Here is a 24001-nt window from a genome sequence, read left to right as displayed (position 1 = left end):
GGTTCATGCATCGCGCTTCACAACCATGGTTCCAGATCAGAATGTCGGGCGCGCGCCCGGAGTTGACGCCATTTGGCGGATTTACGCGGGCCGAACCGGTGCCACGCCCGACGGTGTGGTTTCCCCCGTGGCCGCCGCCACGCCGACCTGCCAGCCCAGGAGTCCGGGACGCCCCAGCATCAGCAGTCCGCCGCCAATCAGGCAGAGACCGTTGACGAGCAGGGCCCGGGACGGACCAAACCGGTCCCCAATCCAGCCAATGCCAATCGCCACAACCGGTTGCAGACCAAAGCCGGCCATCAGCAGGATGCTCAACAGCCGCCCGCGCATCTGCACTGGAGCGAGCATCTGCGTCAATCCGTTGGCCGTCGTGAAAATGAAGGGAACGGCCAGCCCCGTTGCCACAATACACGAAACCGCCGTCGGGAGCGTACGACTCCACGAATTGCACACCACCATGACGCCGGCCCACACCGTACACCCGACCAGCGCCGCCCCCACCCGTGGAATGGCCCGGCTCAGGTGCGTCACCAGCACGGAGCCAATGAGCGCCCCCACCCCCGAAGCCCCCAGCAGCCAGCCCAGGGTGCGGGAATCCCCACGGAGGACAACCGTGGCCAGGGCCGGGTAAATCGTCAGGTTCGACAGGACGAAAAAGGCGGCCAGCATGGTGAACGCCAGCAGATCGAGCAGGCGTGGTTGGGAGCGCAGATACCGGACGGCCTCACCAAAACCACCCGGACTGGCGCCGGTCTGGGAAGCCCGCTCCGTGGTGACGCTGCGGATGGCCAGCAGGCTGGCAATAACCGCGAGAAAACTCACCCCATTGACCCAGAAGGCTTCGGCCACGCCGATGTGGGCAATCGCCCAGCCGGCAAGCGTTGGGCCCACCGTCCGCCCAAGCTGGACGATAATGCCGTTGAGCGCCAACGCCTTGCGAACTTCGGACATCCCGACCAGATCGCCGATGAAAGCCTGTTGGGCCGGCATTTCAACCGCCGCGACGACGCCAAGCAGAAACGACAGTCCATAGACGTGCCAGAGCCGAATCCACCCCGTCTGCACCAGCAGGGCGAGCGCAAAGGCCAGCAGCATCGCGGCCACCTGCGCCAGAATGAGCAGTTTCCGGCGGTCGAAACGGTCAGCCGCCGCGCCGGCCCACGGTGCCAACAGTATCAGTGGCAAGGAACCGAGCAGTGCCACAACGCCCTGGGCCTGCATCGAGTGACTCAGTTCCCATACCACCCACGACTGCGCCGTAATCTGCATCCAGGTGCCCAGCAGCGACACGGCCTGTCCGCCAAAGTAGAGACGGAAGGCACGTCTCCGCAGCGGCGACCAGTCAGCCGCCCACTGGCGCAGAAACGGGCGCTGAAGCCAACCACGCATGGTGTTCATTGGAAGTGGCTCAGGGCGTAGGCTCGACATCGGGATGTACATCCGCCGGACGTGACCCATCCGCCGGCTTGACGGTCAGACTGTTGGCGTCCAGCGTGGTGGACATCGCCCGCTGAAGGGCGACGACCGCCTTGTTGTAGTCCGTCAGAGCGCGCACTTCCCGTCCCCGCGCCGCAGACAGGGCATTTTGCCGGTCAAGCACGAGGAAGTTCGTGGACTCACCCACCTGATAGCGGCGCATTTCGCTGGCGTACTGCGCCTCGGCCGCCACCCGTGAGGCCCGCGCCGCCTGCACCCGCCGCAGCGCCGTTTGCACGGACTGAAGCGCGTTACGCACTTCCGTTTCCACCTGGGTTTCAAAACGCTGGCGCTGGGCGGCAATGAGCCGGTCCTGGGCCAGAGCGCGGCCGAGCGCGCCCTGGGTCGTACGGTTGTTGAGCGTGAAGCTCATGTTGACGCCAACCCGCACGCCATAAAAGTTCTTGGTGAACAGATTGCTGAGATTGCGCCCAAACCCGCCGATGAACACGCCCGGTGTCTGGTTGGCCGGCGGCGGCACGATGACGGGCCCCAGCCCGGACTGCGCCGAAAGGAGGTTCAACCTTTCCAGCACGGCCGTATTGAAACCACCGGCAAAAGGATTGGTCGTGATGGGGAGCGGCGTCCCGGCCAGCCCCTGCAAGCTGTAGGAACCGACGAAATCCAACTGCGGACGGAGCTGGTCGCGGAAAAACTGGATGTCAATCTCGTTGGCTGTCTTCTGAATGTCGAACTGCTCCATTTCCGGCCGCTTGGCGAGCGCGGCCCGCACGGCTTCATCAAGTGAAATGTTGACCGGTTCGAGGTTGACCTGTTCAGTGGGCACGATGGCTTCCTGCCACAGGGGCGCCTGGCGCTGGTCAAGGATGAGGGACTTGAGTCCATTTTCCACGCGCGTCAGATTTTCCAGCGCCAGCAGGAACTCTTCCTGGCGCTGTTCGAGCTGGGCTTCGACCGATACGATCTCTACGGGAGCCGCCGTACCGGCCTCGACGAAGCGCCGGTTCTGTTCAAGCTGGATGCGCGCCAGCGCCACGGCTTCAGCGCGGATTTCGACTTCGCGGCGGGCAAAGACCAAATCCCAGTACGCTGACTGCACCTGCGCCACGATGTCTATGACGCGCTGCCGGAACTGCGAATCCGACAGCGTCAGCCGCTTTTTGGCCAGTTCAATCTGGCGGCGGGATTCATCTGTCCGAAAGTTGCGAAACAGCGGCTGCGTGAAGGTGAAGGTCAACTGGGAACTGAACAGCGGATTGACCCCGGCAAAGATGTTGGTTGTGTCCTGCCGCGCCACGGTGAACTCGGCCCCGACGCGCCCGCCGGTCATCAGCGGCTTGGTGAAGGCAAAGGTGTTTTGTGCCGCGCGAATCTCGACGGCTCCGTTTTCATCGGCTCCGGCAAAGGGATTGACGGCCGGATTGCGGAGCGCCGAGTAGGCAAACTGGTTTGTCAGCACCACGTCGTAAAACCCCTTGGTGCGGTTGACATCAAATGCCGCCTGCTGTACGGCAATCCGCTGAATTTCCACGTCTGGATTGGCCCGCAACGCCATAAGAATGGCCTCGCGCAACGCCAGTGGACGGCTCAGCCCCGGCACGACGCCCACCCGTGGTTCGATGGCGATCTGGCGACGTGCCTGCTCGATGAGGTCCTGATCGGGCGTCGTTGCGGATGCGGCCGGCGCCTGCGCCGCCGTCCGTACGATGCCGGCAATGGCCTGGTGTGCCAGTTCGCCGGAAGCCGGACTGGAAGCCGGCAGTTCATCCTGGGCGCGCGTCAGGGAGGTTGTCATGGCAACCATGATGAGCGCCAGCCCGGCCCATGTGCAGTAACGAGGAATGTTCATAAGCTCACCATTTCAATCATTTGATTGAAACATTCGTTTGAAACCGAGTCTTACGCCCCGCCGGCTGAAACGTCAAGTGCGATTTCCCACGGACGCCGGGCATCCGGCGTTTCCCGGGGATTTTCGGGTGGTCGGATTCGGGACTGGTCACGCCAACGTTGTGTTCTGGTGATGTGACTCACAAAAGCGTGTTACACTTCTCTGTCTTCCCTGGATTGGGTGAACGCAAAAACATTCTGATGGGCGCCGGCGTATAGGGCAGGCAAAGAAGGGGTCAGGTGATGATGCAGGGCATAACAGACTACCTGTGGGCGGTGTGGCTGGTGATCGCAGCTTTGTTTGCCGTGGTGGAAGTCTCCACGGTGACGTTCATAGCCCTGTGGTTCGGCATTGGAGCCGCCAGCGCCGCCCTGGTGGCTGCATTCGGTTTTGGCTTTCCCTTCCAACTGCTCACCTTCGTTGGGGTTTCCACCCTGCTGACGGTGAGCACGCGACGCATCTTCAAGCGATGGCTGGAACAATCCACACCGGCGCTGCCGGCACTGGGAGACATCAGCCTGATTGGGAAACGGGGCGTCGTGGTCACGGAAAGCCGGGGGCCGCGCAGCGAAGCGGAACTGGAACTCGATGGCACCGTCTGGACGGCGCTGCCGCTCGGCGGAGCTCACCTGAAACCCGGTGAAGAATGCGAAGTGGTACGGATTGAAGGCAACCAACTCTATGTGCGTCCGCTACACCTGCTGCCAGACTGGAGCGCCGCCAGACAAGCCCAGCGGCAATAAGTGCTCCTGGCGCGTTGCCGCAATGTCACGCCAGGTTCAGGCATTGGAAAAACACAGTCATTGAAGCCATCAGCAGAGCGTTTCTGAGGAAGGAGCAGAGTATGGAAGGGTTTCTCGTGTTTATCGGCCTTTTCGTGGCCATCACCGTTCTGACCATCTTGGTCAAGTCCATCCGCATTGTGCCGCAGATGCAGGTTCTCATCATCGAACGGCTGGGAAGATACGCTGGCATCCTTGGCAGCGGGCCCCACATCATCGTGCCTTTCATTGATGCCCCCCGCAGCGTCAACTGGACCGGGTTTCCCATTGGAATGAACTACATTGACCTGCGTGAACAGTACACCGATCTGCCCATGCAGCCCGTTATCACCAAAGACAACGTGACAGTCGGTGTGGATTCGGTCATTTACTGGCAGATTACCGACCCCTACAAGGCGGTCTATGAAGTTTCTGATCTCTCCGGTGGTATCATCCAGTTGACCATCACCGCGATGCGCAGTGTGATGGGCGAAATGGACCTCGATGAAACCCTGTCCTCCCGCGACATTATCAACGCCAAACTGCGGACGGTGATGGATGGGGCGACGAACAAATGGGGCGTCAAGGTGACGCGCGTCGAAGTGCGCAACATCAACCCGCCGGAAGACGTGCGCGTGACGATGGAGAAGCAGATGACGGCCGAACGGAACCGCCGGGCGCTCGTGCTGCAAGCCGAAGGTGAAAAGCAGGCGGCCATCACCCGCGCCGAGGGTGAACGCGAAGCCGCCATTGCCCGGGCCGAAGGCGAACGCCAGATGCAGATTCTCCGCGCCGACGGTGCCGCCCAGGCGCGCCTGCGTTCGGCAGAAGCCGAGGCCCGGTCCATCCAGATGGTGGCCCAGGCGCTGGGAAGCGCCGGCAATCCAGCCCACTACCTCATCATGGGACGCTACATCGAGTCCCTGCGCGACATGGCCCAGAGCTCCAACAGCAAGGTGGTCTTCATGCCCGTCGAAGCCTCGAATGTGCTGTCATCCATCGGAATGTTCAAGGAAGTATTCAGCAACGACAATGCCAATGCGGCCCCCTCACCCCAGACACCGGTACCGGCGCGAACGATCTCACCAACAGCACCACCGCCGCAGTATGTTCCGCGCTAATCTGATGATGGTCGGAGCGGCGGATGAAGAACAAGGTATGAAGTCATGACCGAACGGCTTCCCCAGCCGGAAAACCCACTGGTTCAGATGCGCGCCACCGACCTTGTCCGCCGCCTGGCGTCGGGCGAGGTTTCGGCACGCGCCGTCGTGGATGCCCACATCGAACGCATCCAGGCAGTCAACCCACAGCTCAGGGCCGTCGTGGTGACGTGCTTCGAGGATGCCCAGCGCGCTGCCGACGAGGCCGATGCCCGCCGCGCCCAGGGCGCGCCACTCGGACCGTTGCACGGGCTGCCCATCACCATCAAGGAATCCTTCGATCTGGCCGGGACGCCAACCACACTTGGACTGACACAACGCGCCTACAGCCAGGCTAACCAGGATGCGCCACTTGTGGCCCGGTTGCGTCAGGCCGGGGCGATTGTCCTGGGCAAGACCAACCTGCCGCAGATCGCCATGGCGAATGAGTGTGAGAATCCACTGTACGGACGGACGGTGCACCCACTTGATATGCGCCGGGCACCCGGCGGGAGCAGCGGCGGCGAGGCTGCCATCATCGCCGCTTACGGCTCGCCGCTTGGGTTGGGCAGTGACATTGGCGGCAGCCTACGCCTTCCGGCCCACGCCTGCGGCATCGCGTCTCTCAAGCCAACCGCTCACCGGTTGACGATGCAGGGCCACGCCGAGGTGTTCCCCGGCATGGAGGCCATTGTCTGCCAGCCGGGACCCATGGCGCGCCACGTGGAGGACCTGGTGCTGGCGATGCGCGTCCTGACGGCAAACGGACAAGACACCAACCGCGACCTGGCCGTTCCACCCGTTCCCTGGACAGAGCCGGAAACCGCCTCCACGCTTCAGGGGCTGCGCGTCGGCTACTACCTTGACAACGGGCTGTTCCGTCCTGCGCCGGCCATCCGGCGCGCCATCCGGGAAGCCGCCGATGCCCTTGAGCGGCGCGGCGCAGAGGTCATCCCCTGGCAGCCGCCGGACGTTGCCGAAGCCTTTGGGCTGTTTATCGGCATCCTGCTGGCCGATGACCTGCGCTACGCGCGCGACCTGCTCGCGGACGAACCAATCTGGACGCCTCTCTGGCCCTACCTGCTTCTGGTGCGGCTGCCAAACGTGGCCCGTGACATGTTGGCCCGCATCGCTGACATTGCCGGACAGCGCGCCACGGCCCGGCTGCTGCGGGCGGCACGTTCCCGGACGGCCACCGGGTACTGGCAGCTTATTGAAGCCCAGAAGCAATACCGCGAGCGATTTCTGGCCAGACTTGATGAGCAACGCTGCGACGTGCTGCTCTGCCCGACCGACGGATTGCCGGCCTTGACGCACGGGGCAAGCGCCTACACAACAGAAGCCGTCAGTTACACGGCGCTTTACAACCTGCTTGGTATGCCGGCCGGCGTTGTGCCGTGGACAGCCGTCGGACCCAACGAAGAAAGCGACCGGCCGGACACGGTTGATCTGGCCCAGCGCACAGCCCGCGAGGTTGAGCGTGACAGCGCCGGCCTGCCGGTTGGCGTGCAGGTCGTGGCGCGCCACTGGCGGGAAGACCTTGTGCTGCGCGTCATGCACGCCTTGGAGCAGGAGAGGCAGCCACCGTCAGACTGAACGGAAAGCCGCCCATCCCTGCCAGACGGGAATCAGAACGTAAAGCGAACGCCAAGCTGTACCTGCCGTGGGCCGCCAAAACGTGCGGTCGAGGGCGCACTGTAGGGCAGAAAGCCAGCCGGGTTGAGCGCGGCGGTTGAAAGCGTGCCGTTGGATAACGGCCGCGGGCCTTCGACGATGGCAATGGCATCCACGTCGTAGTTCTTGTTCGTGTTGCGCGTCACGTTGAAGAATTCCGCCAGAACATCGAGCCGCCTGGTTTCACCAAGCCGGAAGCCTTTGGCCACCCGCAGGTCGAGATTGAAGAAGTTGGGCTGGCGGAAACTGTTTCGTCCGACAACGACGCCATTGATGATGGCGCGGTCGTTGTCATTGCCATCGTTGTTCACATCATCCCCGATGATGGCCGTGTAGGGCAGTCCTGACCGGGCGACAATGATGGCGCTTACGATGAAGCCATAGGGCAGGTCCACCAGGCCGCTCAGGTTGAAGTTGTGCCGGATGTCCTGCTTGGATGGCCCGCGCTCCAGCTTGAGGTTGAAGGGGTTGATGGCGAACTCCTGATTGAAGTTCCGCTCGTTGGAGTCATCGTCCATCGTCCGCGAGAACGTGTAGTTGGCTGTCAGTTGGAAGCGGTTGGCATAGCGTCGGGTGACGGTGAGAACACCGCCGTTGTAACTCGAATGCGCCGATGATTCGTTGATGAGAATCGGGCCGTAGTTGCGTCCGTTCAGAATCTGAATCGGACGGAACGCCGTGTTGAAGAACACATAGCCGGAGTTTCCGACGACAATGTGGCCGGGGCTGCCCGGCGGTGGCAGGTTGCGGTTGACGCGCCGCTGCAAATCCCAGGTTGAGTTGCGGATGAACCCAAGCGTCACATTCCAGTGCTGAAACAGTTGCCGCTCAATGGTGAGCGACGCCTGAAAGGAACGGGGATTCTGGAAGTCAGGGGCAAAGCCATAGACCCGCTGCGGGAAGTCAATCGGCGCAAAACCGGCCGGCAGCGTCGTGATCGCACGCGGGAAGGACGGGAAGATGGCCGCCAGCAGCGCGTTGCGGCGTGAGCCGGAAGGGATGTTGTTGGTGTCTATGGCCAGGTTGGCAATGCCGTTTTCGGTGTTGACGCGCTGGAACAGCGTCGCCGGCGTGCGCGCCGTAAACAACCCGGCCGAGGCGCGGACGACGGTCTTTTTGTCGCCGTTGATGTTCCAGGCCAACCCAAGACGCGGCTGCCACTGTTCGAGATCGTTGGGAATGCGCTGGGTTTCAGGAATGTCGGGATTGGGTGAGGCCGGTTGCGGATTGAACTGCCCTTCCCAGCGCAGCCCCACGGTAAGCGTCAGGGTCGGAAAGACCCGAATCTTGTCGGTGATAAAAGCGGCAATCTCCTGCTGGACACCCCGGAAGGTCGCCGGCTCCTGCGGCGTTCCCGGCAGAAAGCCCCGGTAGCGGTTGATGGTGTTCACACCGGTCAGGGCGCGGGTGTAGTTGAGCAGGGCGTTCCCCCCGGTGAAACCATACCGCCCCTGAATGGCGGCGGCGCGCTGCTGCTGCACGCGGTTGATGTTCAGATCGAAACCAAAGCGCAACTGATGCCGCCCGCCGTTGAAGCTGACGTTGTCGGAGAGCTGGAAACGGCGCGTACGGAACGTCCGCGGCCGGCCGTTGTCTCCCCCCACCGTGCCGACGCCGGCGATGTCAATCTGCGAATCCAGCGAGTTGGGCACTTCATCGCGGTCATCACCGGCGATCTGCCCCCGGAGTTCGTTGACGAACCGATCCGTCACCACCGTCACCAGGCTGGTCTTGAAGCCGTGGCTCCGGTTCTGGCGGGAGTAGTTGACCGATTCAGCCCTGGTCTGGCGGGCATTTTCAAAATTGAAGTTGTCACCTTGCAGCCGCGTGTAGTTGTACTGGGTGTTGAGCGTGTTGCGGCTGTTGAGAATGTAATCGCCCCGGACAAACAGCGCCGTCGGGTTGTTGCTGCCGCGTTTTTCGCCTTCGAGGTCGCGCAGCACCTGCGGCAGCGTCTGTCCGGTCGGGACGTTGAAGCTCACCACGAACGGCACGCGCAGAAAGTTCTGCTCGATAGCCGTGAAGAAAAAGGCGCGGTCGCGCTTGATCGGGCCGCCAAAGCTGCCGCCAAACTGATTCTGGAGGTTGTCCAGATCGCGTCCGAAGGCGTCCGGTGAAGTCAGAAACCGGTTGCGGTTGAAGTAAAAGGCTTCACCGTGAAACTCGTTCGTGCCGCTTTTGGTCACGACGTTGAGAAAGCCGGCGTTGGTGCGTCCGATTTCCGCGCTGGCGCCAGCGCGCACCACCTGAAACTCACGAACAGCCGACTGGGGGAAAAAGAACACGGCTTCATTGCCGCCGCGCTGATTCCCCTGAAGCGGGTCGTTGAAGTCAGCGCCATCCACGGCGACATTGGAGTTGATTGAACGCTGCCCGGCGACAACCAGACCACTGCGGTCCTGCTCCTGCATCACGCCCGGCTGGAGTTGGAAAAACTCAGCAAAGTTGCGTCCGCGCACAGGTAGCTCACGAATCGCCCGCTCGCTGATGTTGAGACCGGAGGCGGATTCCTGTACGTCCACAATGCCCTGGTCAGCAGTAACTTCGATGACTTCCTGGATGCCTTCGGTTTCGAGCGTGAGGTCCACCCGCTCGGTGTTGCCGACCGTCAGCTTGACGAGCTGCCGTCCGGGCTTGCCGCCGGACAGCGTGGCCTCGATGTCATACAGCCCCACCGGGAGCACACCCGCAACATAGCGCCCCTTGGCGTCTGTCGTCACAGTTCGGGTATAGCCGGTTTCTTTATTCTTGATGACGACTGTGGCCCCGGCGACGGGGTTTCCAGATGCCTCTGAAACAATCCCTTCGATGCCGGCGCTGCCGGATTCCGATTGGGCGCTGACAAACGAAAAGCACCCCATCAGCATCCCAACCATCCAGAAGCCCAGTTGAATATGATGAAGGCGCGCGAAGAAAAGATGTCTCCGGGGAGAACGCTTGCAAGACGGCATAGGCGTCTTTTTCTCCTTTGATGCCAAAACGAAAAGTTTGAGAACAAGCTATGGAGGGAAACATTGGCGTGAAACTGAAGTCTTACCCTTATGTAACTTCTGTCTTACATAGAGCATCCAAACGACGAGCCCGGAGGTGTGCTCGGGGGTTCGTCATGGCATGCTGTCTGGTGTTGACGCCTTCGGTGCTGGCCCAGGACAGTCCGCCCCATTCGGAGACATCAGACGACATCAAGCCGCTGCACATCGGCTGGTCGCCCAAAGACATCCCTTCCACGCCTGAACCGGTTGCTTCTTCGTACGCCGCCCATTCCAATCCGCCCACAAGGCTGGTCTTTCCTGTCGCCAGCTTCCCTCAGAAGTCTTTGGAGCCATCCCCGGAGACCAAGGGATACCTGAAGCCACCGGCTTCCAACCCCAAAGGCCCCAGTGAGGGAGCGACAGATGAATCCCCGGCAACGGACCCGGATGAGGCCCCGGCAAAAGGTGATGGACAGGCCCCGGAAGACCGCTTTCAGTGGGGTGAGGCCCTGCGGCAGGCGGCGCTGTTCAACAGCCTGCAACATATTCTGCGCTTTGCCACCGAGGACGGGACGCGCAAGGAAATCAAAGGCCCCTTTTTCCGGGACTGGTTTCAGTCCGTTCGCAACCTGCGCGGCTGGCGGGACGGGGACCCGTTTCTGGTCAACTACATCGGACACCCCATCATGGGTGCGGCGTCGGGATATATCCAGATTCAGAATGATCCGCGCGGCCGCTACCTCGAATTCGAACCCACCCGCAAGACCTACTGGAAAAGCCGCCTGAAAGCGATGGTCTGGTCAGCCGCCTACAGCACGCAGTTCGAGCTGGGACCCATCAGCGAAGCCTCGCTGGGCAACGTCGGACGGGCGCCCCGGCCGGACGGGAAAAGCCCGATGGCCTATGTGGATTTGGTCATTACACCCACTGTCGGCACGCTGTGGTTGATGGGCGAGGATGCACTGGACAAGTACCTTATTCAACGCTTTGAAAACCGCGTCCGAAACCGGTTCTGGCGCGGGATGGTACGCAGTTTTCTCAACCCCGGACGGAGCATTGCCAATGCCATGCGGTTCAAGGGGCCATGGCATCGGGACCGCCGTCCTCTTTGAACTCACCGGAGTCACCGTGATGAAATCAGCCATCAAGTCAGCGCGTTGGCTTGTCGGGCTGGTGTGGTTCGGCTGGGTCCTGACGCTGGCCCCCACCACAACAACCGCACTTACCCCGGCACAAGCGGGTTTTCAGACCTACACCAATGCCCGCTTTGGTTATCGTATTGCCTACCCGGCCGACTTCACCCCCCAAGGTGAATCCGACAACGGCGATGGGCAGGTCTTCACCGGCGGAGACGATGCCGAACTGCGCGTCTGGGGCGGGTACAACGTTCTTGGGGAAACACCTGCCAGCGCCCTGCGGGAAGAACTCCGCCGCTGCGCGGAAAACCGGCGGCAGATCACATACCGTACGGTCGGCAGGGGCTTTTTCGTCGTGTCGGGCTACGAATCGGATGGCACGCGGATTTTCTACCTCAGAAAAATTGTCCGCCCATCGCTTCAGGTTGGCTTTGAGTTTGTCTATCCGGTGAACAACCGCGCCCGCTACGACCGGGAGGTTGGGGTCATTGCCAACTCCCTGCGCCTTCCGTCCCGCCAGGCCGGATTCAAATAAGCCCCCCTGCCTCTTTGGCAGGCGTGGACAGTCAGCATGGAACGCAGCGTCATCATCGGCACGGCCGGCCACATTGACCACGGCAAAACTTCGCTTGTCCAGGCATTGACCGGCACCAACCCGGACCGGCTGCCCGAAGAGCAGCGGCGCGGCATGACGATTGACCTGGGGTTTGCCCACCTGAATTACCGGGACTGGCGGTTTGCCTTTGTGGATGTGCCCGGCCACGAGCGGTTCATCAAAAACATGCTCGCCGGAGCCCACGGCATTGACCTGGTGCTGCTGGTCATTGCAGCCGATGAAGGCGTCATGCCCCAGACCGTTGAGCATCTGGCCATCTGCCAGTTGCTGGGACTTTCCCACGGCGTCATTGCCCTGACCAAGTGCGATCTGGTCGAACCCGACTGGCTGGCGCTCATCCGGGATGATGTCACCCGCTTCACCCAGGGCACCTTTCTGGCCGGCAAACCGGTCGTGGCCGTCAGTGCCCGCACTGGCGCGGGATGCGAGGCGTTGCTTCAGGCGCTGGCCGGCGAAGCGGCAACTGTCCGCCCCCACGCGGTCGCCCGTCCGCCACGGCTGCCCATTGACCGCATCTTCACCCGGCCGGGCTTTGGAACGGTTGTCACAGGAACATTGATTTCAGGAACTTTCGCCGTTGGGGAAGAAGTCAGCATCGAGCCGGGCGGACTCGTCACACGGATTCGCGGGCTTGAAGTCCACGGCGTCGCGCGCAAGGAAGTCCGCGCCGGGGAACGGGTGGCCCTCAATCTCGCGTCTCTGGAGGTTGGCGACCTGCGCCGGGGTGATGTCGTCACACCACTGCACCGCTTCCATCCAACGTCGCGCCTTGACGTACAGCTTGAGTTGCTGGCCACCGCGCCCTCCCCTCTGACGGATGACGCCCGCGTACGCCTGCACCACGGCACCAGCGAAGTCATGGCGCGGGTGACGTTGCTCGACGGTCGGCGCGAGCTGCCCCCCGGCAACGTCGGTTTTGCCCAACTCCGGCTGGAAGCGCCTCTGCTGGCCCTGCCCGATGACCGGTTCATTCTCCGGCGCTACTCACCGGCGACAACCATTGGCGGCGGCAAGGTTCTCGATGCCCATCCACCGCGCCGGCGCGGCCGCTGGCGGCAGACAGATGAATTGCTGAAACAACTGGCGGCTGGCGGCGACCAGCGGCGGATGGCATTTGTCCGGCGCACTGGCGCGACCGGGTTGACGCTTGCCGAACTGGCCAGCCTGACCGGCGACAGCGATGCCGAACTGGAAGCCTTTGCCCGCCGCACCCCGGAGTGTGTCTTCCTTGGCCCGGCCCGGCGTCTGGTCGCACAGACAGCCCTCGACCAGCTCTGTCAGAACATCACTATGACGCTCGAAATGCTCCACCGGGAACGGCCCCGCCAACCTGATCTGCCCCGGGAGGAAATCCGGCAGCGAACGGCCCACGACCTGCCGGCCGAAGTGTTCCAGCAGGCTGTGGCCCAGCTCGTCCGGGAGCAGCGCGTCTTCGCGGATGCGCGGACGATGCGGCTGGCCAGTCACCAGATTCAACTTTCTGCCGCTGATACGGCGCTGAAACAGACCGTGGAACAGCTCTGCCGCCAGGCCGGATGGCACATGCCGACCCTGCCTGACCTGTGCCGTCTGACCAGCCGCCCGGAAGGGCACGTACTGGCCGACGTTCAACTGCTCCTGACCGAAGGGCGGCTCGTGCGGGTCGGGGATTTTCTTCTGCACGCTGAAGCCGCGTCCGAACTGCTGGCGCGCCTGCGGCAGGCAAAAACGAAAGGTGAAACCCTCGATGTGGGGGCTTTCAAGGTGCTGTTCGACCTGCCGCGCAAGTACGCCATTCCCCTGCTCGAATGGCTTGACCAAACCGGCGTCACCCGGCGGTATGGCAACACCCGCCTTATGGCTTGATGTCCGGCGCGGCCGGTTCGGCGAGGGTGGGAGCGTGGGTGGAATTTTCCAGATGGCGGAGAGCGGGCAAAGTTGGCATATCGTCGGCTGAGGCAGGTTTTGGCGCGGCGGCTGGATGCACCGCATAGAACCGCAGGGCCGGGATGACAGCCGCCTGAAACTCGGCAACCGATACATACCGGTCTTCCGGCTCACGTGACAGGGCACGGCGCACGATACGCTCCAGCGTCCGCGCCTCCGGTGTCGCCCCCAAAGACAAACGCATGGCCTGGTTTCTGACAGCGACGACATACTCGCTGAAGTTGCGGCGCGGGAATGGCACCTCACCCGTCACGGCCTCGACCAGCATGACGCCCAGCGAGAAGATGTCGCTGCCGGCGACGGCTTCACGCCCCATGGCCTGTTCCGGCGCCATGTAGCCCACCGTTCCCATCACCATGCCGGGGCGCGTGATGGTCTGCTCATCTTCGAGGCTGGATTTGGCCAGCCCAAAGTCGAGCACCTTGATCAGGGGCAGGCTCCCTTCGTCACGGCAGATGACCACATTTTCGGGCTTCAGGTCACGATGAACGATCCCGGCCGCATGGGCGGCTTTGACCCCCTCGCAGATTTGGTCGAACCAGAGCGCCGCCGTCGGGCCGTCCAGTCGTCCGCGCTGGCGCAGTTCGGCCCGCAGGGAGCGTCCCCGCACCACTTCCATGACGAGGTACGCGCCCCCGGCCCCGGTGCGCCCGAAGTCGTACACGGCCACCAGATTGGGATGGCGCAGCGCCGCCGCCGTGCGCGCCTCGCGTTCAAAACGGCGCAGCGCCGCCGGATCGCCAAACAGGTGCGCCAGAATGACCTTGACGGCCACCGACCGGTTGAGGCGCAGATCGTGGGCCAGATAGACCGCGCCCATCCCGCCCTTTCCCAGCAGGCTGTCCAGGCGGTACTTCCCTTCGATGACCCGCTCGACCGGCAGAGACAGGGTGAGTTCCGCCCGGTCATCGGCGCAGAGGTTGACGTTGGCATCGTAGCACCGGCCGCACACCGGACATTCCTTGACCAGGTTGATTTCCTGTTCGTCCAGGCGTGCCAGCACTTCGCGGCGCATCCGTTCAGCCCGTTCCACGTGTGCCCGGAGCCGGGTGTTGTCATGAATGATGCCAACCTGTGCGCCGATGGCCTGCAGCGTCTGACGGTCAAGCGCCGAATAGGGTTCTTCCGATTGTTTTTCCCCCAGCATCATCAGACCGACGAGCCGCCCATCGGCATTCTTCATCGGCACGAGTAAGGCAGCCTGCACCTGTTCAAGAATGGACAGTTCAAACGCACTGAGCTGCACTTCCGGCGGCAGCGGCACCTCCTGGGCCCCCGTCGCCAACTGCATGTAGTCCGCCAGCGGAGAACGCTCCGGCAGCGACAGATACCGGCTTGGCTTCTGGGTTTCCGCCAGGGTTTCCTGACCCACTGCCGTGGAGAGAAACACCAGACGAAAAGTTTTTGGGCGGAGTGCGGTTGTGACCTCCCGCGTCACCAGGTCGGTCAGCTCGTCCAGCGAGGTCTGTTGCTTGAGTTGTTCGGGAAGTTCGATGAGCAACCGCTCACGGTCATACTGGTCCCGGAAGAAACGGCGATCAATCCACTGCTGCAATGGTGCCTGGAAACGCAGGGCCAGCGCCGCAAAGATGCCCAGCGCCACCGAGAGCGGGTTCGTCAGAAACAGCTCACGAATGGTCATGTGCGTGTTGAGCAGGGCCATCAACACCAGCCAGGCCAGCGGGACGACAACCAGTGCGGTCAGGGCGCGTTTGGCCAGGGCGTACTGCACCCCCCGCCGGACGATGACCTTCACATCGAACAGCCGGTGGCGCACGATGGTGTAACCCAGTGTCACCGGGATGGCGATGTAGGTTATCTCGGAAAAAAAGGTCAGAAGCTGGTAGGTTGGATTGGCGGCCAGCGCCCCGCGATACGCGCCAAAAACCACCTCGACGGCGGTCAACACGGCAAAGGGAGCAATACCGACCAGCGTCCCATACACGGCCCACTGAATTCGGCGGCGGTCGTCTGGTTCCTTCAAACGCCGGTAGTTCCCGGTGACAACCACAACCAGCACGACAAACCCGGCCAGCAGGTACACCAGCGCCAGTGGGTCAAGGGCATAAAAAACCGTCCCGAAGCGGATCATCAACTCGATGGCCTGCGGCCGCCCCTGCACCGTCACCCAGTCCAGCCAGCGATACCCACCCCCAATGAGCGCCCCAAGCACGTAGCCAAGCACAATGACCGGACGCCATACCGCAGCCAGCCGCGCGCGCGACGGGAAACGGGCGTAGAAGTGCACCCCCAGCGCCAGGAAGATCGGGTACGACGTGACCATGGCATAGAACAGGGTCAACTCCACCGTTGAGAACAACGGCGCGACCGGTTCCAGCATGCGAAAACAGGGAATGGCGGATGTGGCAAAAGCGGCCAGCGCCGCCAGCCGCGCCAGTCCGTCTTCCGGGCGCAGAAACCCCAGAAAGAGCGCAAAACCGGCAAACGACAGCGTGACGAGGCCGTATGCCAGCGCGTGCCACACGAGTTGCCACTGCCAGCGCAGAGACGCGGTCAGGGTCAGTTCCCGCATCTCCGCCCCCCGGGAAACCTGCAGGGTGTAGGTCTGCCCCGGTGCGATGTCACGCAGGTGCAGCCATATCATCCGGTCGCGGGCGATGGGAAACAGCCGCGTGTCGCCATTGATGGCCACCAGCCGCCAGCCGTCCACCTCGCGCAAGGACTCATCCCTGGCCGCCAGGGCATAGTGGTCAGCTTCAACCTTGTACTGCCACCCGAAATCCTTTTCATACCCACCGTAGCGCCCCAGAACAACTATCGCAAAGACGATGTAAAACAACGCCACGGCCGCCATGCCACAGGTGACGACGGTAAATGGATGGCGGGTGAGGCGAAATCTCATACGTACGAGGGGAAGGAAAGCTTGGGGGCGATCAGACTGCGAGCCAACGCTCTATCTGGTTCAGGTCAAGCGCCGTACGCAAAGCCGCCGCCAGATCGTCCAGGCGTTGCCGTCGCTCCAGCCGGTAGCTGCGCAGGCTTTCGGCCGGCGATACATGACACATGCGGCGGACAGCCGCGATGAAGTGATGCCGGAAATTGTCGTCATCAAACAGTCCGTGCAAGTACGTTCCGATGATTCGTCCATCCGGTGAAACGGCGCCATCCACGACCTGTTCCCCGGTGGCGCGCACTACGTCGAACAGCCCTTCAGCGCCGGGGGCATAGACGGTCTCGCCCAGATGAATCTCATAGCCTTCGGCGCGCAGGTTCTGCACCGGCCGGCCAAACAGGGTCGGCGGCCGCCAGCGTCCAACGGCTGGCGTCGTCCACTTTTCAGACCGCAGCACGGTCATAATGGGCAGGCATCCCAGCCCTTCGTCCCAGCCGCCGCCTTCCGCGCCGGTCGGGTCTTCAATCCGCTGCCCAAGGATTTGCATCCCACCGCAGATGCCCACCAGTGGCCTGTTCCGGGCATGCGCCAGCAGCGGCGGCACAAAGCCATGTTCGCGGAGGTAGCGCAGGTCGTGCAGGGTTTGCTTGGTTCCAGGCAGGATGATGACATCCGCCCCGGCCAGGTCCTCGGGACGTTCCAGAAAGGCCAGGGCCACGGACGGCTCTGCGGCCAGCGCGTCGAAATCCGTGAAGTTTGACATCCACGGCAGCGCGATGACGCCAATGCGCAGCGGTCGCTCCGGCGTGTTTGGCAAGCTCTTCCAGATGCGGGCCGGTGTCCGGCGGTCTTCCAGCGCCACGCTGTCTTCCTCATCGAGCTTGAGGTTGGGCAGGTATGGGATGACGCCCACACATGGCCGCTGCGTATGAGCTTCGAGCATGGCCAGCCCCGGTTCGAGCAGCTTGCGGTCGCCCCGGAACTTGTTGATGACCGTTCCACGAATCCGCGCGCGGTCGGCTTCGTCCAGCAGGACGAGGGTTCCAACCAGGGAGGCAAACACTCCGCCCCGGTCAATATCCCCCACCAGCAGGCAGGCGGCATTGGCCGCGTGCGCCATGCGCATGTTCACGATGTCGTAGTCACGGAGATTGATTTCTGCCGGCGAGCCGGCTCCTTCGAGAATGATGAGATCAAACTGTTCAGCCAGGCGGGTGTAGCTTTCCAGAACACGCGGGAACAGTTCCCGTACCCGAAAAGAAAAGTAATCGCGCGCCGTCAGGTTGCGCCAAACCTTCCCCTGAACGACATACTGCGCCGTCTGATCAGACGACGGCTTGATGAGAATCGGGTTCATGTCGGTCGTCGGGGCCAGTTCGCAGGCTTCGGCCTGAAGCGCCTGGGCCCGGCCGATTTCTCCGCCGTCGGGTGTGGCCGCCGAGTTGAGTGCCATGTTCTGCGCCTTGAACGGAGCAACGCGCCAGCCGTTCTGCCGGAAGATGCGGCACAGCCCGGCCGTCAGCAGCGACTTGCCCACATGGGATGCCGTCCCCAGCACCATCAGCGCCCGCGCCGGCATGGTGAACACCTCCTCTGTCTGCGTCTGTCCGGGTATGTCCCGAAAAGTGGGCTGCCAAAGAGAACCACCGTGCTTTTAGCCATGATGTCCACGGCAAAGCCAGCCCTCTGTGGCGATCAGCCCGGCCATTCCGGGCGACGCTCCCCCAGACACTTACGGCAAAAACAGGCCTGCCCGATGCACGGGTCTGTTCAGAGGACTAGCGCGGATACTCCGCCACTTCAGCGGCAACCGGCCCCAGGTGAAAGACAAAACTCATCCACCCGCCGCGTGACCGGTACATTTCCACCTGTACGCCAAACACTTCGGCCAGCAGGCACTCGTTCATCACCTCTTCGGGCTGGCCCTGCGCCACACACCGCCCACCCTGCATCACCGCCACCCGGTCAGCATAACGGGCGGCGGCATTGAGATCGTGGACGGCCATCACGATGGTTTTGCCTTCGCGGGCCAGCCTTCGGCACAGCTCGTAGGTTTCAAGCGCATGCGCCACATCCAGACTGGCCGTGGGTTCATCGAGCAGAATGGTCGGCGCTTCAGTTGCCAGGCTGCGCGCAATGAGGACGCGCTGGCGCTCTCCGCCGGAAAGCTCTGTGACCAGCCGCGCGCGCAAATCCAGGATGTCGGCCCGCGCCATGGCCTGCTCAATCACAGCGCGGTCGTGCGCCCCTTCCGGCTGGAAACGCCCCAGATGCGCGTGCCGCCCCATGGCCACGATGTCACGCACAGTAAAAGCAAAATCCAGATGCGTGTCCTGTGGCACGACGGCCACCTTCCGCGCGACTTCCCGGCGCGACCACTCGCGCAGGTCACGTCCTTCCAGATAGGCCGCCCCACGGGTTGGCGACAACAGCCCGGCGAGCAACCGGAGCACCGTTGTCTTCCCGGAGCCGTTCGGCCCGATCAGCGCCAGAAAGCTGCCCGGCGCTGGCGACAGGGACACTTCGCGCGCAATGGCCTTGCCGTCAACCTCAAACCACACGTCGTTGAGTTCGAGAACCGCCATAAAGCTTCACACCGATGCCGCCCACGCACGCCGCGATCGGATGAGCAGGTAGAGAAAGAACGGCCCACCGACCAGCGAGGTGACGACACCCGGACGCAAGTCCGACAGAGACGCCAGACGGCACACCATGTCAGCCACCACCAGAAAGGCCGCTCCGCCCAGAAACGCCGCTGGCAACAGACGGCGGTTGTCCGGCCCCATCACCAGACGCAACAGGTGCGGCACAATCAAGCCAACAAACCCGATGGCCCCCACGGCCGAGACCGTCGCTGCCGTCACCAGCGAAGCCCAGACAATCAGGTTGCGGCGCAGCGCCGGCACGTCAATCCCCAGCGACAGCGCGGATTCTTCACCGGTCAGCAGCAGGTTGAGTTCCCGGCCGTGCAGTGCCAGCCAGACACTCCCCACCAGGGTCAGCGGAAATACCAGCGCCACGTGGCCCCACGAGCGCCCTTCAAAATCCCCCATCAGCCAAGAAAGCATCTGCCGCCCGACCTCCCACTGGCGCAGCGACAAAGCGAGCACAAACGAGGTCAGGGCCGATACGATACTGCCCACGGCAACCCCCGACAACAACAGGGTCGTGACCGACAGCCGTCCATGTCCGCTGGATGCCAGCGCATAGACGACAAACGTACAGCCGAGCGCGCCGATGAAAGCGCCCGTCGGGGCCAGCAGCATCGAGAAGGTCGTCGCGCCAAGGTACAGCGCCGTCACCGCGCCAAAAGCTGCTCCGGCTGAGACGCCGATGATGCCCGGCTCCGCCATCGGATTGCGAAAAATCGCCTGCATCACGGCCCCGGTCAGCGCCAGCCCGCCTCCGACCAGCGCCGCTGTCAGGACGCGCGGCAGACGTACCCACAACAGGACGGTTCGCTGCCACGCCGGATAGTCACCTTCGTTGCCGGTCAGGACATCCCACAGGATGCGCATGGCGCGCAGCGGGGGCACATTTGCTGTCCCCAGAGCGGTTGCCAGAATGACCACCCCGGTCAGCAGCAGCGTCAATCCGGTCAACATCCATGCGTCACGGCGCGTCATGGCGAATTCTGCTGAAACCGGTCAGGATGCAGCGCCCGTGCCATAGCCCACGCCGCCCGCGTGTTGTAGTGCGAGTTACAGAGCAGCAGGCTTGAGGGCAACGTCACCACCCGGCCGGATTTGACGGCCCGCACGTCCTGCCACACCGGGTCCTGTTCGAGTGGTTTTGGCGGAATGACCAGCCGCATACCGACGGCACCGTGCGCGCGACCGCCGGTGTCGGGTACAAAAATCACATCCGGGTCCATCTCAATGACCGTTTCGAGGGCGATTTTGCCCCACGCCTTGATGCCGGCTTCCCGTGCGGCATTGCGCGCGCCGGCCGCATGAAGTAACTCATCGGTGTAGGTGTCAATCCCGGCGGTGTACCCATAACCGCTCCCGATGTAGAGCGCCCGTGGCGCTGGCGCATCAGCCACAATGCGGCGGATAGTCGCCAGTTCACGATTCATCCCGGCAATCAGGTCTTCCGCCCGCGCCGGTTCGCCAACGGCGTTGCCAATAAGCCGGATGTTTTCCTGAATTTCGCTAATCGTATAACCACGGTTGATGCGTACGACACGCACACCGCCCAGCTCAAGCAACGACACGGTTTCTGCCGGGCACGCAGCCCCAACGAAGACCACATCCGGTTCGAGCGCCAGAATTTGCTCGACCCGGATCGGATTGGACGCCACCCGTCCCGGAATCTGCGCGGTGCGTTCCAAGATGTTGCATAGGCCCGGATTGTCGGCATCCTGGCTGAGCGCCAGAATCCGCTCCGGCGCAACCATGTCCATGACGATTTCATTGACATTGTATTCGGTTGAAATGATGCGTGATGGGCGCTGCGCTGCGGTGTTGTCGCTGTGGTGCGGCATCGAAAGCGCAGCTTTTTGCCAGGCAAAGCCGTACTTCCCGGCCAGCGCCGACAGCCCCAGCGCCAATACCACCAGTCCCAGATTGGCCAGAAGTCGTGTCATGAAGGCTTACCCGGACACCTTTCCGACAGCTGTCACCTGTCCTGCCGCCGGGTCTGCTGAAGGCGGTTGCGTCAGGTCACTCCGCTTCTCACTGCGCCAGACGCCGGGTGAAGCGGAATCAAAGATGTGGCGGTTGAAATGCCGCGCCGCCAGCGCGCCGGGCGGCGGGAGATACCGCCCGGCGGCCAGCATGGCTTCAAGGTAGTCAAACACCGCCATCACGGTCGCTTCATCGTTGACGGAGTGCAGCCAGACCGTTTCCCCGCCAAAGAGAATGAGGATGACGTTGGCCAGTGGGCACGGGCCCAAGCAGCCGGTGACTGTCAGGTGCACGCGCAACCGCAGCCCACGCCCTTTCCACTCACGCTTGTAGGCGTCGAGCGGTACGGCTGGAATCCCCCGCTCCGTCTGTCCGCAGCAGCAGCCCTGGCAGACGAAAAGCTGCCCCTCGATGACGCGCAGTTCCCTGACGACGCCATCGGCGCGCACCACATCGAGAAAACGGTCTGGCGGCCCGGCTTCCATTTCGGCTGCCACCTAGAACTGGAAGGCCACACCACCGCGGCCAACGACACCCGGCGCCAGCCAGCCGTTTCCAGTGAAGTAACGCCGGTTGAACATGTTTTCAACCTGGCCATAGAAGCGCAGCGTCCGGTCATTGCCGACCGGAAGGGTGTAGCTGCCCATCACATCGGCCTTGACATAGCCCGGCACTTCAAATGCCCGTGACCGGTTGACGGCAAACAGCGACGCATAGGTGCGGCTGTAGGCCGCCAGGTCAAAGTTGATATTGACGCGCTTGCCGAGTGCCTGATTGGCCACAAAGGTGAAGGTGTGTTCGGCAACGCCAAAGATGCGGAAAAAGCCGCGTACCGATACGTCGCGGTCCGTGCCGGCGCTGGTGTGGGTGTAGGAACCATTCAGCGTCAGCGTCGTCGTGGGACGTGCATTGAAGCTGACCTCAACGCCGCGTGAAATACCGCCCGAACCGTTGATGTATCCCGAAGAGCGCCCGTAAGGATCGGTGGCCGGATTCAGCACGCCGCTTGAATCAAAGGCCGTAATCTGCACGACGCGGGTGTAAAAGCCGGTGATACCGATTTGCAGCCGGTCGCGGAAAAAATACTGGTCCACTCCGGCGTCAAACGAGTTGTACCGGTCCGGGGCGAGGAACGGATCGCCATAGGGCGTGAAGTTGACCAGACCGGTGCGGGGATTGTTGAAAAAGCCGCCCCCGAAGCGTTCATAGAGCGCCGGCGCGCGATAGGCATTGCCCACGTGGGCGCGCAGCTTGGTCCTGGTTGTCGGGACGAAATACGAAGCCGAAATGTCTCCGGTGTAGGCCGTTGGCGGCGCCTTGAGCTGCACGTTGGCGTAGGCACTGGTCGTCCCGGTCGCCACAAACGTGGGACGGTTCAACCGGAAGCCCTGCGTCCGTCCCGACAGGGAAAGCTGAAGCCGGTCTTCGAGCAACCGGAACTGCGCCTGAAAGTAGCCGGCATGGGCGTTCTGGCTGATGTTGGTCTGTACGTTCACCCGCCGCTGGGGATCGGGCAGGCGGTTGTCCTGCCGGTCAAAGTAGGCTTCGTGTTCAAACTCGTAGCCGGCCGTAAAGGTGAACCAGCGCGCCGGCTGCCAGTTGACCCGTGCATCCACGGTGTCAATGTCGCCGACATAGTTGAGGAAGTTGGAAGTAACCGGCTGGAAGCCAAAGCCGCCGGGGCCGTTCTGAAAGACGCGCGCCGTATGCACCCGCTGCCACGCCACCCGGTAGCCTACCGTCGGGTTGATGGTGTGGTTGAAGATGACCGCTCCCATGGCAAAGTCAGACGACCGGCGGTTGTCCGGGTCCTGCCGGTTGGGAATGATGGTCGTATCTCCCCAGATGATTTGGGAGGACGGCACACCGGCAATCAGCCGCCGCACCTGGTCGGCCGGCAGAAACCGCGCCGGAATGACGCCGACCGTGGGAAAGTTGGCCGCCGGAATGCCTGCCGTCGTCGGACTGATTTGCAGCGCCACAAAGTCGTCTGAGGCATTGACGCGCCCGGTCAACGAAATGTTGGGCGTGAAGTCATAGCGCAGCGTTCCCTGAACCCCCGTGCTGCGCGTGGGCGTCCAGCCGTTGACGCCGCGTGTGACGTTGAGGTGCGTTGTGGCAAAGCTGTAGGTGAAACGGTCGCCGGCCAGCCCGCCTTGGAGCTGAAACCGTCCGCGAAACAGTCCCAGTCCGCCACCTTCGAGTTGCAGTGAGCCGGTTGTCGGGCCGCCGCCGGGATTGGAGACGATATTGACGACGCCGCCCACGGCATTCGTTCCGTAGAGCGACGAACCCGACCCGCGCAGAAACTCCACCCGTCCGAAATCCACAAAGTTGAGGTTGGACATAAACGATGTGGCATCACCCTGCGTGGTTGAGGCATCGCGGAAGCGCAACCCGTCGTAGAGGATGGCTGTGGCATCCGGGCGCAGCCCCCGCGTCCGAAGCTGGGTAAAGGCGCCCGGACCGCCGTTGTTGAGAATCTGGATACCCGGCGCGGTGCGCAGCACTTCGTAGAGGGCAAACTCATTGCGGTCAAGGATTTCCTGGCGGTCAATGACGGTGATGGCCTTGGAGACCTCATCCACGGTCTGGGGTGCGCCGGCGGCTGTGACCACCACGACATCGGCAATCCCCTCCACCTTGAGGGTAATATCGGCGGCTTCGCCGGGTGTGACGCGGCGCGTTGTGCGGGCAAAGCCGGGGGCTTCGGCCTCGATGAGGTACTCGCGTCCGGCTACGTTTTCAAAGGCATATTCGCCGTTGGCGCTGCTGACCGTCGTGAGCCGCACACTGACATCACGCCCCTGCAGGGCCACTCTGGCATTGGGAACGGGGCTTCCCTGTTCATCCAGGATGCGTCCCCGAATGGCATTGGACTGGGCCGCGGCGCTGCCGACAAGCAGCAGCCACCACATCGCACTGACAGCTAGGCAACGGAGTATGGAGTTCATGACGGATGCTTTCCTT

At 62.8% G+C, this 24001-nt stretch carries 16 protein-coding genes; 6 read left to right on the top strand and 10 right to left on the bottom strand.

What is annotated here, in order from left to right:
- Nucleotides 1–81: 81 nt before the first annotated feature.
- A complete protein-coding gene (locus tag J8C05_RS04160; protein ID WP_211422926.1) occupies nucleotides 82–1398 on the bottom strand; it encodes an MFS transporter in 1317 nt (438 codons plus the stop codon).
- A 10-nt stretch (nucleotides 1399–1408) separates the two neighbouring features.
- On the bottom strand, nucleotides 1409–3286 hold the full coding sequence (locus J8C05_RS04155; protein WP_211422925.1) for a TolC family protein: 1878 nt from the start codon (nucleotides 3284–3286) through the stop codon (nucleotides 1409–1411).
- Nucleotides 3287–3567: 281 nt separating this feature from the next.
- Here J8C05_RS04155 and J8C05_RS04150 point away from each other — a divergent pair, with 281 nt between their 5' ends.
- The 3 genes from J8C05_RS04150 to J8C05_RS04140 all read left to right on the top strand — a co-directional run bounded on the left by J8C05_RS04150 (nucleotide 3568) and on the right by J8C05_RS04140 (nucleotide 6821).
- Nucleotides 3568–4068: an NfeD family protein gene (locus J8C05_RS04150; protein ID WP_211422924.1), complete on the top strand. Its 501-nt coding sequence runs from the start codon at nucleotides 3568–3570 to the stop codon at nucleotides 4066–4068.
- 101 nt (nucleotides 4069–4169) lie between these two features.
- On the top strand, nucleotides 4170–5207 hold the full coding sequence (locus tag J8C05_RS04145) for an SPFH domain-containing protein (RefSeq protein ID WP_211422923.1): 1038 nt from the start codon (nucleotides 4170–4172) through the stop codon (nucleotides 5205–5207).
- Between the two features lie 45 nt (nucleotides 5208–5252).
- Entirely contained in the window at nucleotides 5253–6821 is a 1569-nt protein-coding gene (locus tag J8C05_RS04140; protein ID WP_211422922.1) for an amidase, read from the top strand.
- A gap of 32 nt (nucleotides 6822–6853) precedes the next feature.
- Here the strand turns inward: J8C05_RS04140 and J8C05_RS04135 are convergent, their stop codons facing one another.
- Nucleotides 6854–9760: a TonB-dependent receptor gene (locus J8C05_RS04135; protein WP_211422921.1), complete on the bottom strand. Its 2907-nt coding sequence runs from the start codon at nucleotides 9758–9760 to the stop codon at nucleotides 6854–6856.
- A gap of 245 nt (nucleotides 9761–10005) precedes the next feature.
- Between J8C05_RS04135 and J8C05_RS04130 the strand changes: the two genes are divergently transcribed.
- From J8C05_RS04130 to selB, 3 genes are read left to right on the top strand one after another with little or no spacing between them, the layout of a single operon-like run.
- Nucleotides 10006–10983 (top strand): hypothetical protein, encoded by a 978-nt coding sequence (locus tag J8C05_RS04130; RefSeq protein WP_211422920.1) that lies wholly within the window; start codon nucleotides 10006–10008, stop codon nucleotides 10981–10983.
- Nucleotides 10984–11002: 19 nt separating this feature from the next.
- Nucleotides 11003–11542, top strand: coding sequence for a hypothetical protein (locus J8C05_RS04125; RefSeq protein WP_211422919.1), 540 nt, complete (start codon nucleotides 11003–11005; stop codon nucleotides 11540–11542).
- Nucleotides 11543–11578: 36 nt separating this feature from the next.
- On the top strand, nucleotides 11579–13468 hold the full coding sequence (selB, locus tag J8C05_RS04120; RefSeq protein WP_211422918.1) for a selenocysteine-specific translation elongation factor: 1890 nt from the start codon (nucleotides 11579–11581) through the stop codon (nucleotides 13466–13468).
- Here the strand turns inward: selB and J8C05_RS04115 are convergent.
- From J8C05_RS04115 to J8C05_RS04085, 7 genes are all read right to left on the bottom strand, one after another.
- A complete protein-coding gene (locus J8C05_RS04115; protein ID WP_211422917.1) occupies nucleotides 13458–16412 on the bottom strand; it encodes a serine/threonine-protein kinase in 2955 nt (984 codons plus the stop codon). The genes selB and J8C05_RS04115 overlap by 11 nt on opposite strands.
- Before the next feature lie 31 nt (nucleotides 16413–16443).
- Nucleotides 16444–17982, bottom strand: coding sequence for a cobyric acid synthase (locus J8C05_RS04110; RefSeq protein ID WP_211422916.1), 1539 nt, complete (start codon nucleotides 17980–17982; stop codon nucleotides 16444–16446).
- A gap of 199 nt (nucleotides 17983–18181) precedes the next feature.
- Nucleotides 18182–18988, bottom strand: a complete 807-nt coding sequence (locus J8C05_RS04105) for an ABC transporter ATP-binding protein (protein ID WP_211422915.1) — start codon at nucleotides 18986–18988, stop codon at nucleotides 18182–18184.
- A 6-nt stretch (nucleotides 18989–18994) separates the two neighbouring features.
- The gene (locus J8C05_RS04100) at nucleotides 18995–20029 is read right to left on the bottom strand and encodes a FecCD family ABC transporter permease (RefSeq protein ID WP_211422914.1); all 1035 of its coding nucleotides are present in this window, start codon (nucleotides 20027–20029) and stop codon (nucleotides 18995–18997) included.
- Entirely contained in the window at nucleotides 20026–20991 is a 966-nt protein-coding gene (locus tag J8C05_RS04095) for an ABC transporter substrate-binding protein (protein ID WP_211422913.1), read from the bottom strand. Before J8C05_RS04095 ends, J8C05_RS04100 begins: the two co-directional genes overlap by 4 nt.
- A gap of 6 nt (nucleotides 20992–20997) precedes the next feature.
- A complete protein-coding gene (locus J8C05_RS04090; RefSeq protein WP_014099345.1) occupies nucleotides 20998–21528 on the bottom strand; it encodes a (2Fe-2S) ferredoxin domain-containing protein in 531 nt (176 codons plus the stop codon).
- The gene (locus tag J8C05_RS04085; protein ID WP_211422912.1) at nucleotides 21529–23985 is read right to left on the bottom strand and encodes a TonB-dependent receptor; all 2457 of its coding nucleotides are present in this window, start codon (nucleotides 23983–23985) and stop codon (nucleotides 21529–21531) included.
- Nucleotides 23986–24001: the final 16 nt, after the last annotated feature.

The sequence above is a fragment of the Chloracidobacterium sp. N genome (assembly GCF_018304765.1).
Lineage (GTDB): Bacteria > Acidobacteriota > Blastocatellia > Chloracidobacteriales > Chloracidobacteriaceae > Chloracidobacterium > Chloracidobacterium aggregatum.
Note: the sequence above shows the minus strand (reverse complement) of the source record. Positions and strands in the feature narration are given on the sequence as shown.

Bases quoted from the DNA above. Each gene is read 5' to 3' on its own strand.
- J8C05_RS04160 (WP_211422926.1), bottom strand. From the start codon at position 1,398: ATGAACACCATGCGTGGTTGGCTTCAGCGCCCGTTTCTGCGCCAGTGG.
- J8C05_RS04155 (WP_211422925.1), bottom strand. From the start codon at position 3,286: ATGAACATTCCTCGTTACTGCACATGGGCCGGGCTGGCGCTCATCATG.
- J8C05_RS04150 (WP_211422924.1), top strand. From the start codon at position 3,568: ATGATGCAGGGCATAACAGACTACCTGTGGGCGGTGTGGCTGGTGATC.
- J8C05_RS04145 (WP_211422923.1), top strand. From the start codon at position 4,170: ATGGAAGGGTTTCTCGTGTTTATCGGCCTTTTCGTGGCCATCACCGTT.
- J8C05_RS04140 (WP_211422922.1), top strand. From the start codon at position 5,253: ATGACCGAACGGCTTCCCCAGCCGGAAAACCCACTGGTTCAGATGCGC.
- J8C05_RS04135 (WP_211422921.1), bottom strand. From the start codon at position 9,760: ATGGGGTGCTTTTCGTTTGTCAGCGCCCAATCGGAATCCGGCAGCGCC.
- J8C05_RS04130 (WP_211422920.1), top strand. From the start codon at position 10,006: ATGGCATGCTGTCTGGTGTTGACGCCTTCGGTGCTGGCCCAGGACAGT.
- J8C05_RS04125 (WP_211422919.1), top strand. From the start codon at position 11,003: ATGAAATCAGCCATCAAGTCAGCGCGTTGGCTTGTCGGGCTGGTGTGG.
- selB (WP_211422918.1), top strand. From the start codon at position 11,579: ATGGAACGCAGCGTCATCATCGGCACGGCCGGCCACATTGACCACGGC.
- J8C05_RS04115 (WP_211422917.1), bottom strand. From the start codon at position 16,412: ATGAGATTTCGCCTCACCCGCCATCCATTTACCGTCGTCACCTGTGGC.
- J8C05_RS04110 (WP_211422916.1), bottom strand. From the start codon at position 17,982: ATGCCGGCGCGGGCGCTGATGGTGCTGGGGACGGCATCCCATGTGGGC.
- J8C05_RS04105 (WP_211422915.1), bottom strand. From the start codon at position 18,988: ATGGCGGTTCTCGAACTCAACGACGTGTGGTTTGAGGTTGACGGCAAG.
- J8C05_RS04100 (WP_211422914.1), bottom strand. From the start codon at position 20,029: ATGACGCGCCGTGACGCATGGATGTTGACCGGATTGACGCTGCTGCTG.
- J8C05_RS04095 (WP_211422913.1), bottom strand. From the start codon at position 20,991: ATGACACGACTTCTGGCCAATCTGGGACTGGTGGTATTGGCGCTGGGG.
- J8C05_RS04085 (WP_211422912.1), bottom strand. From the start codon at position 23,985: ATGAACTCCATACTCCGTTGCCTAGCTGTCAGTGCGATGTGGTGGCTG.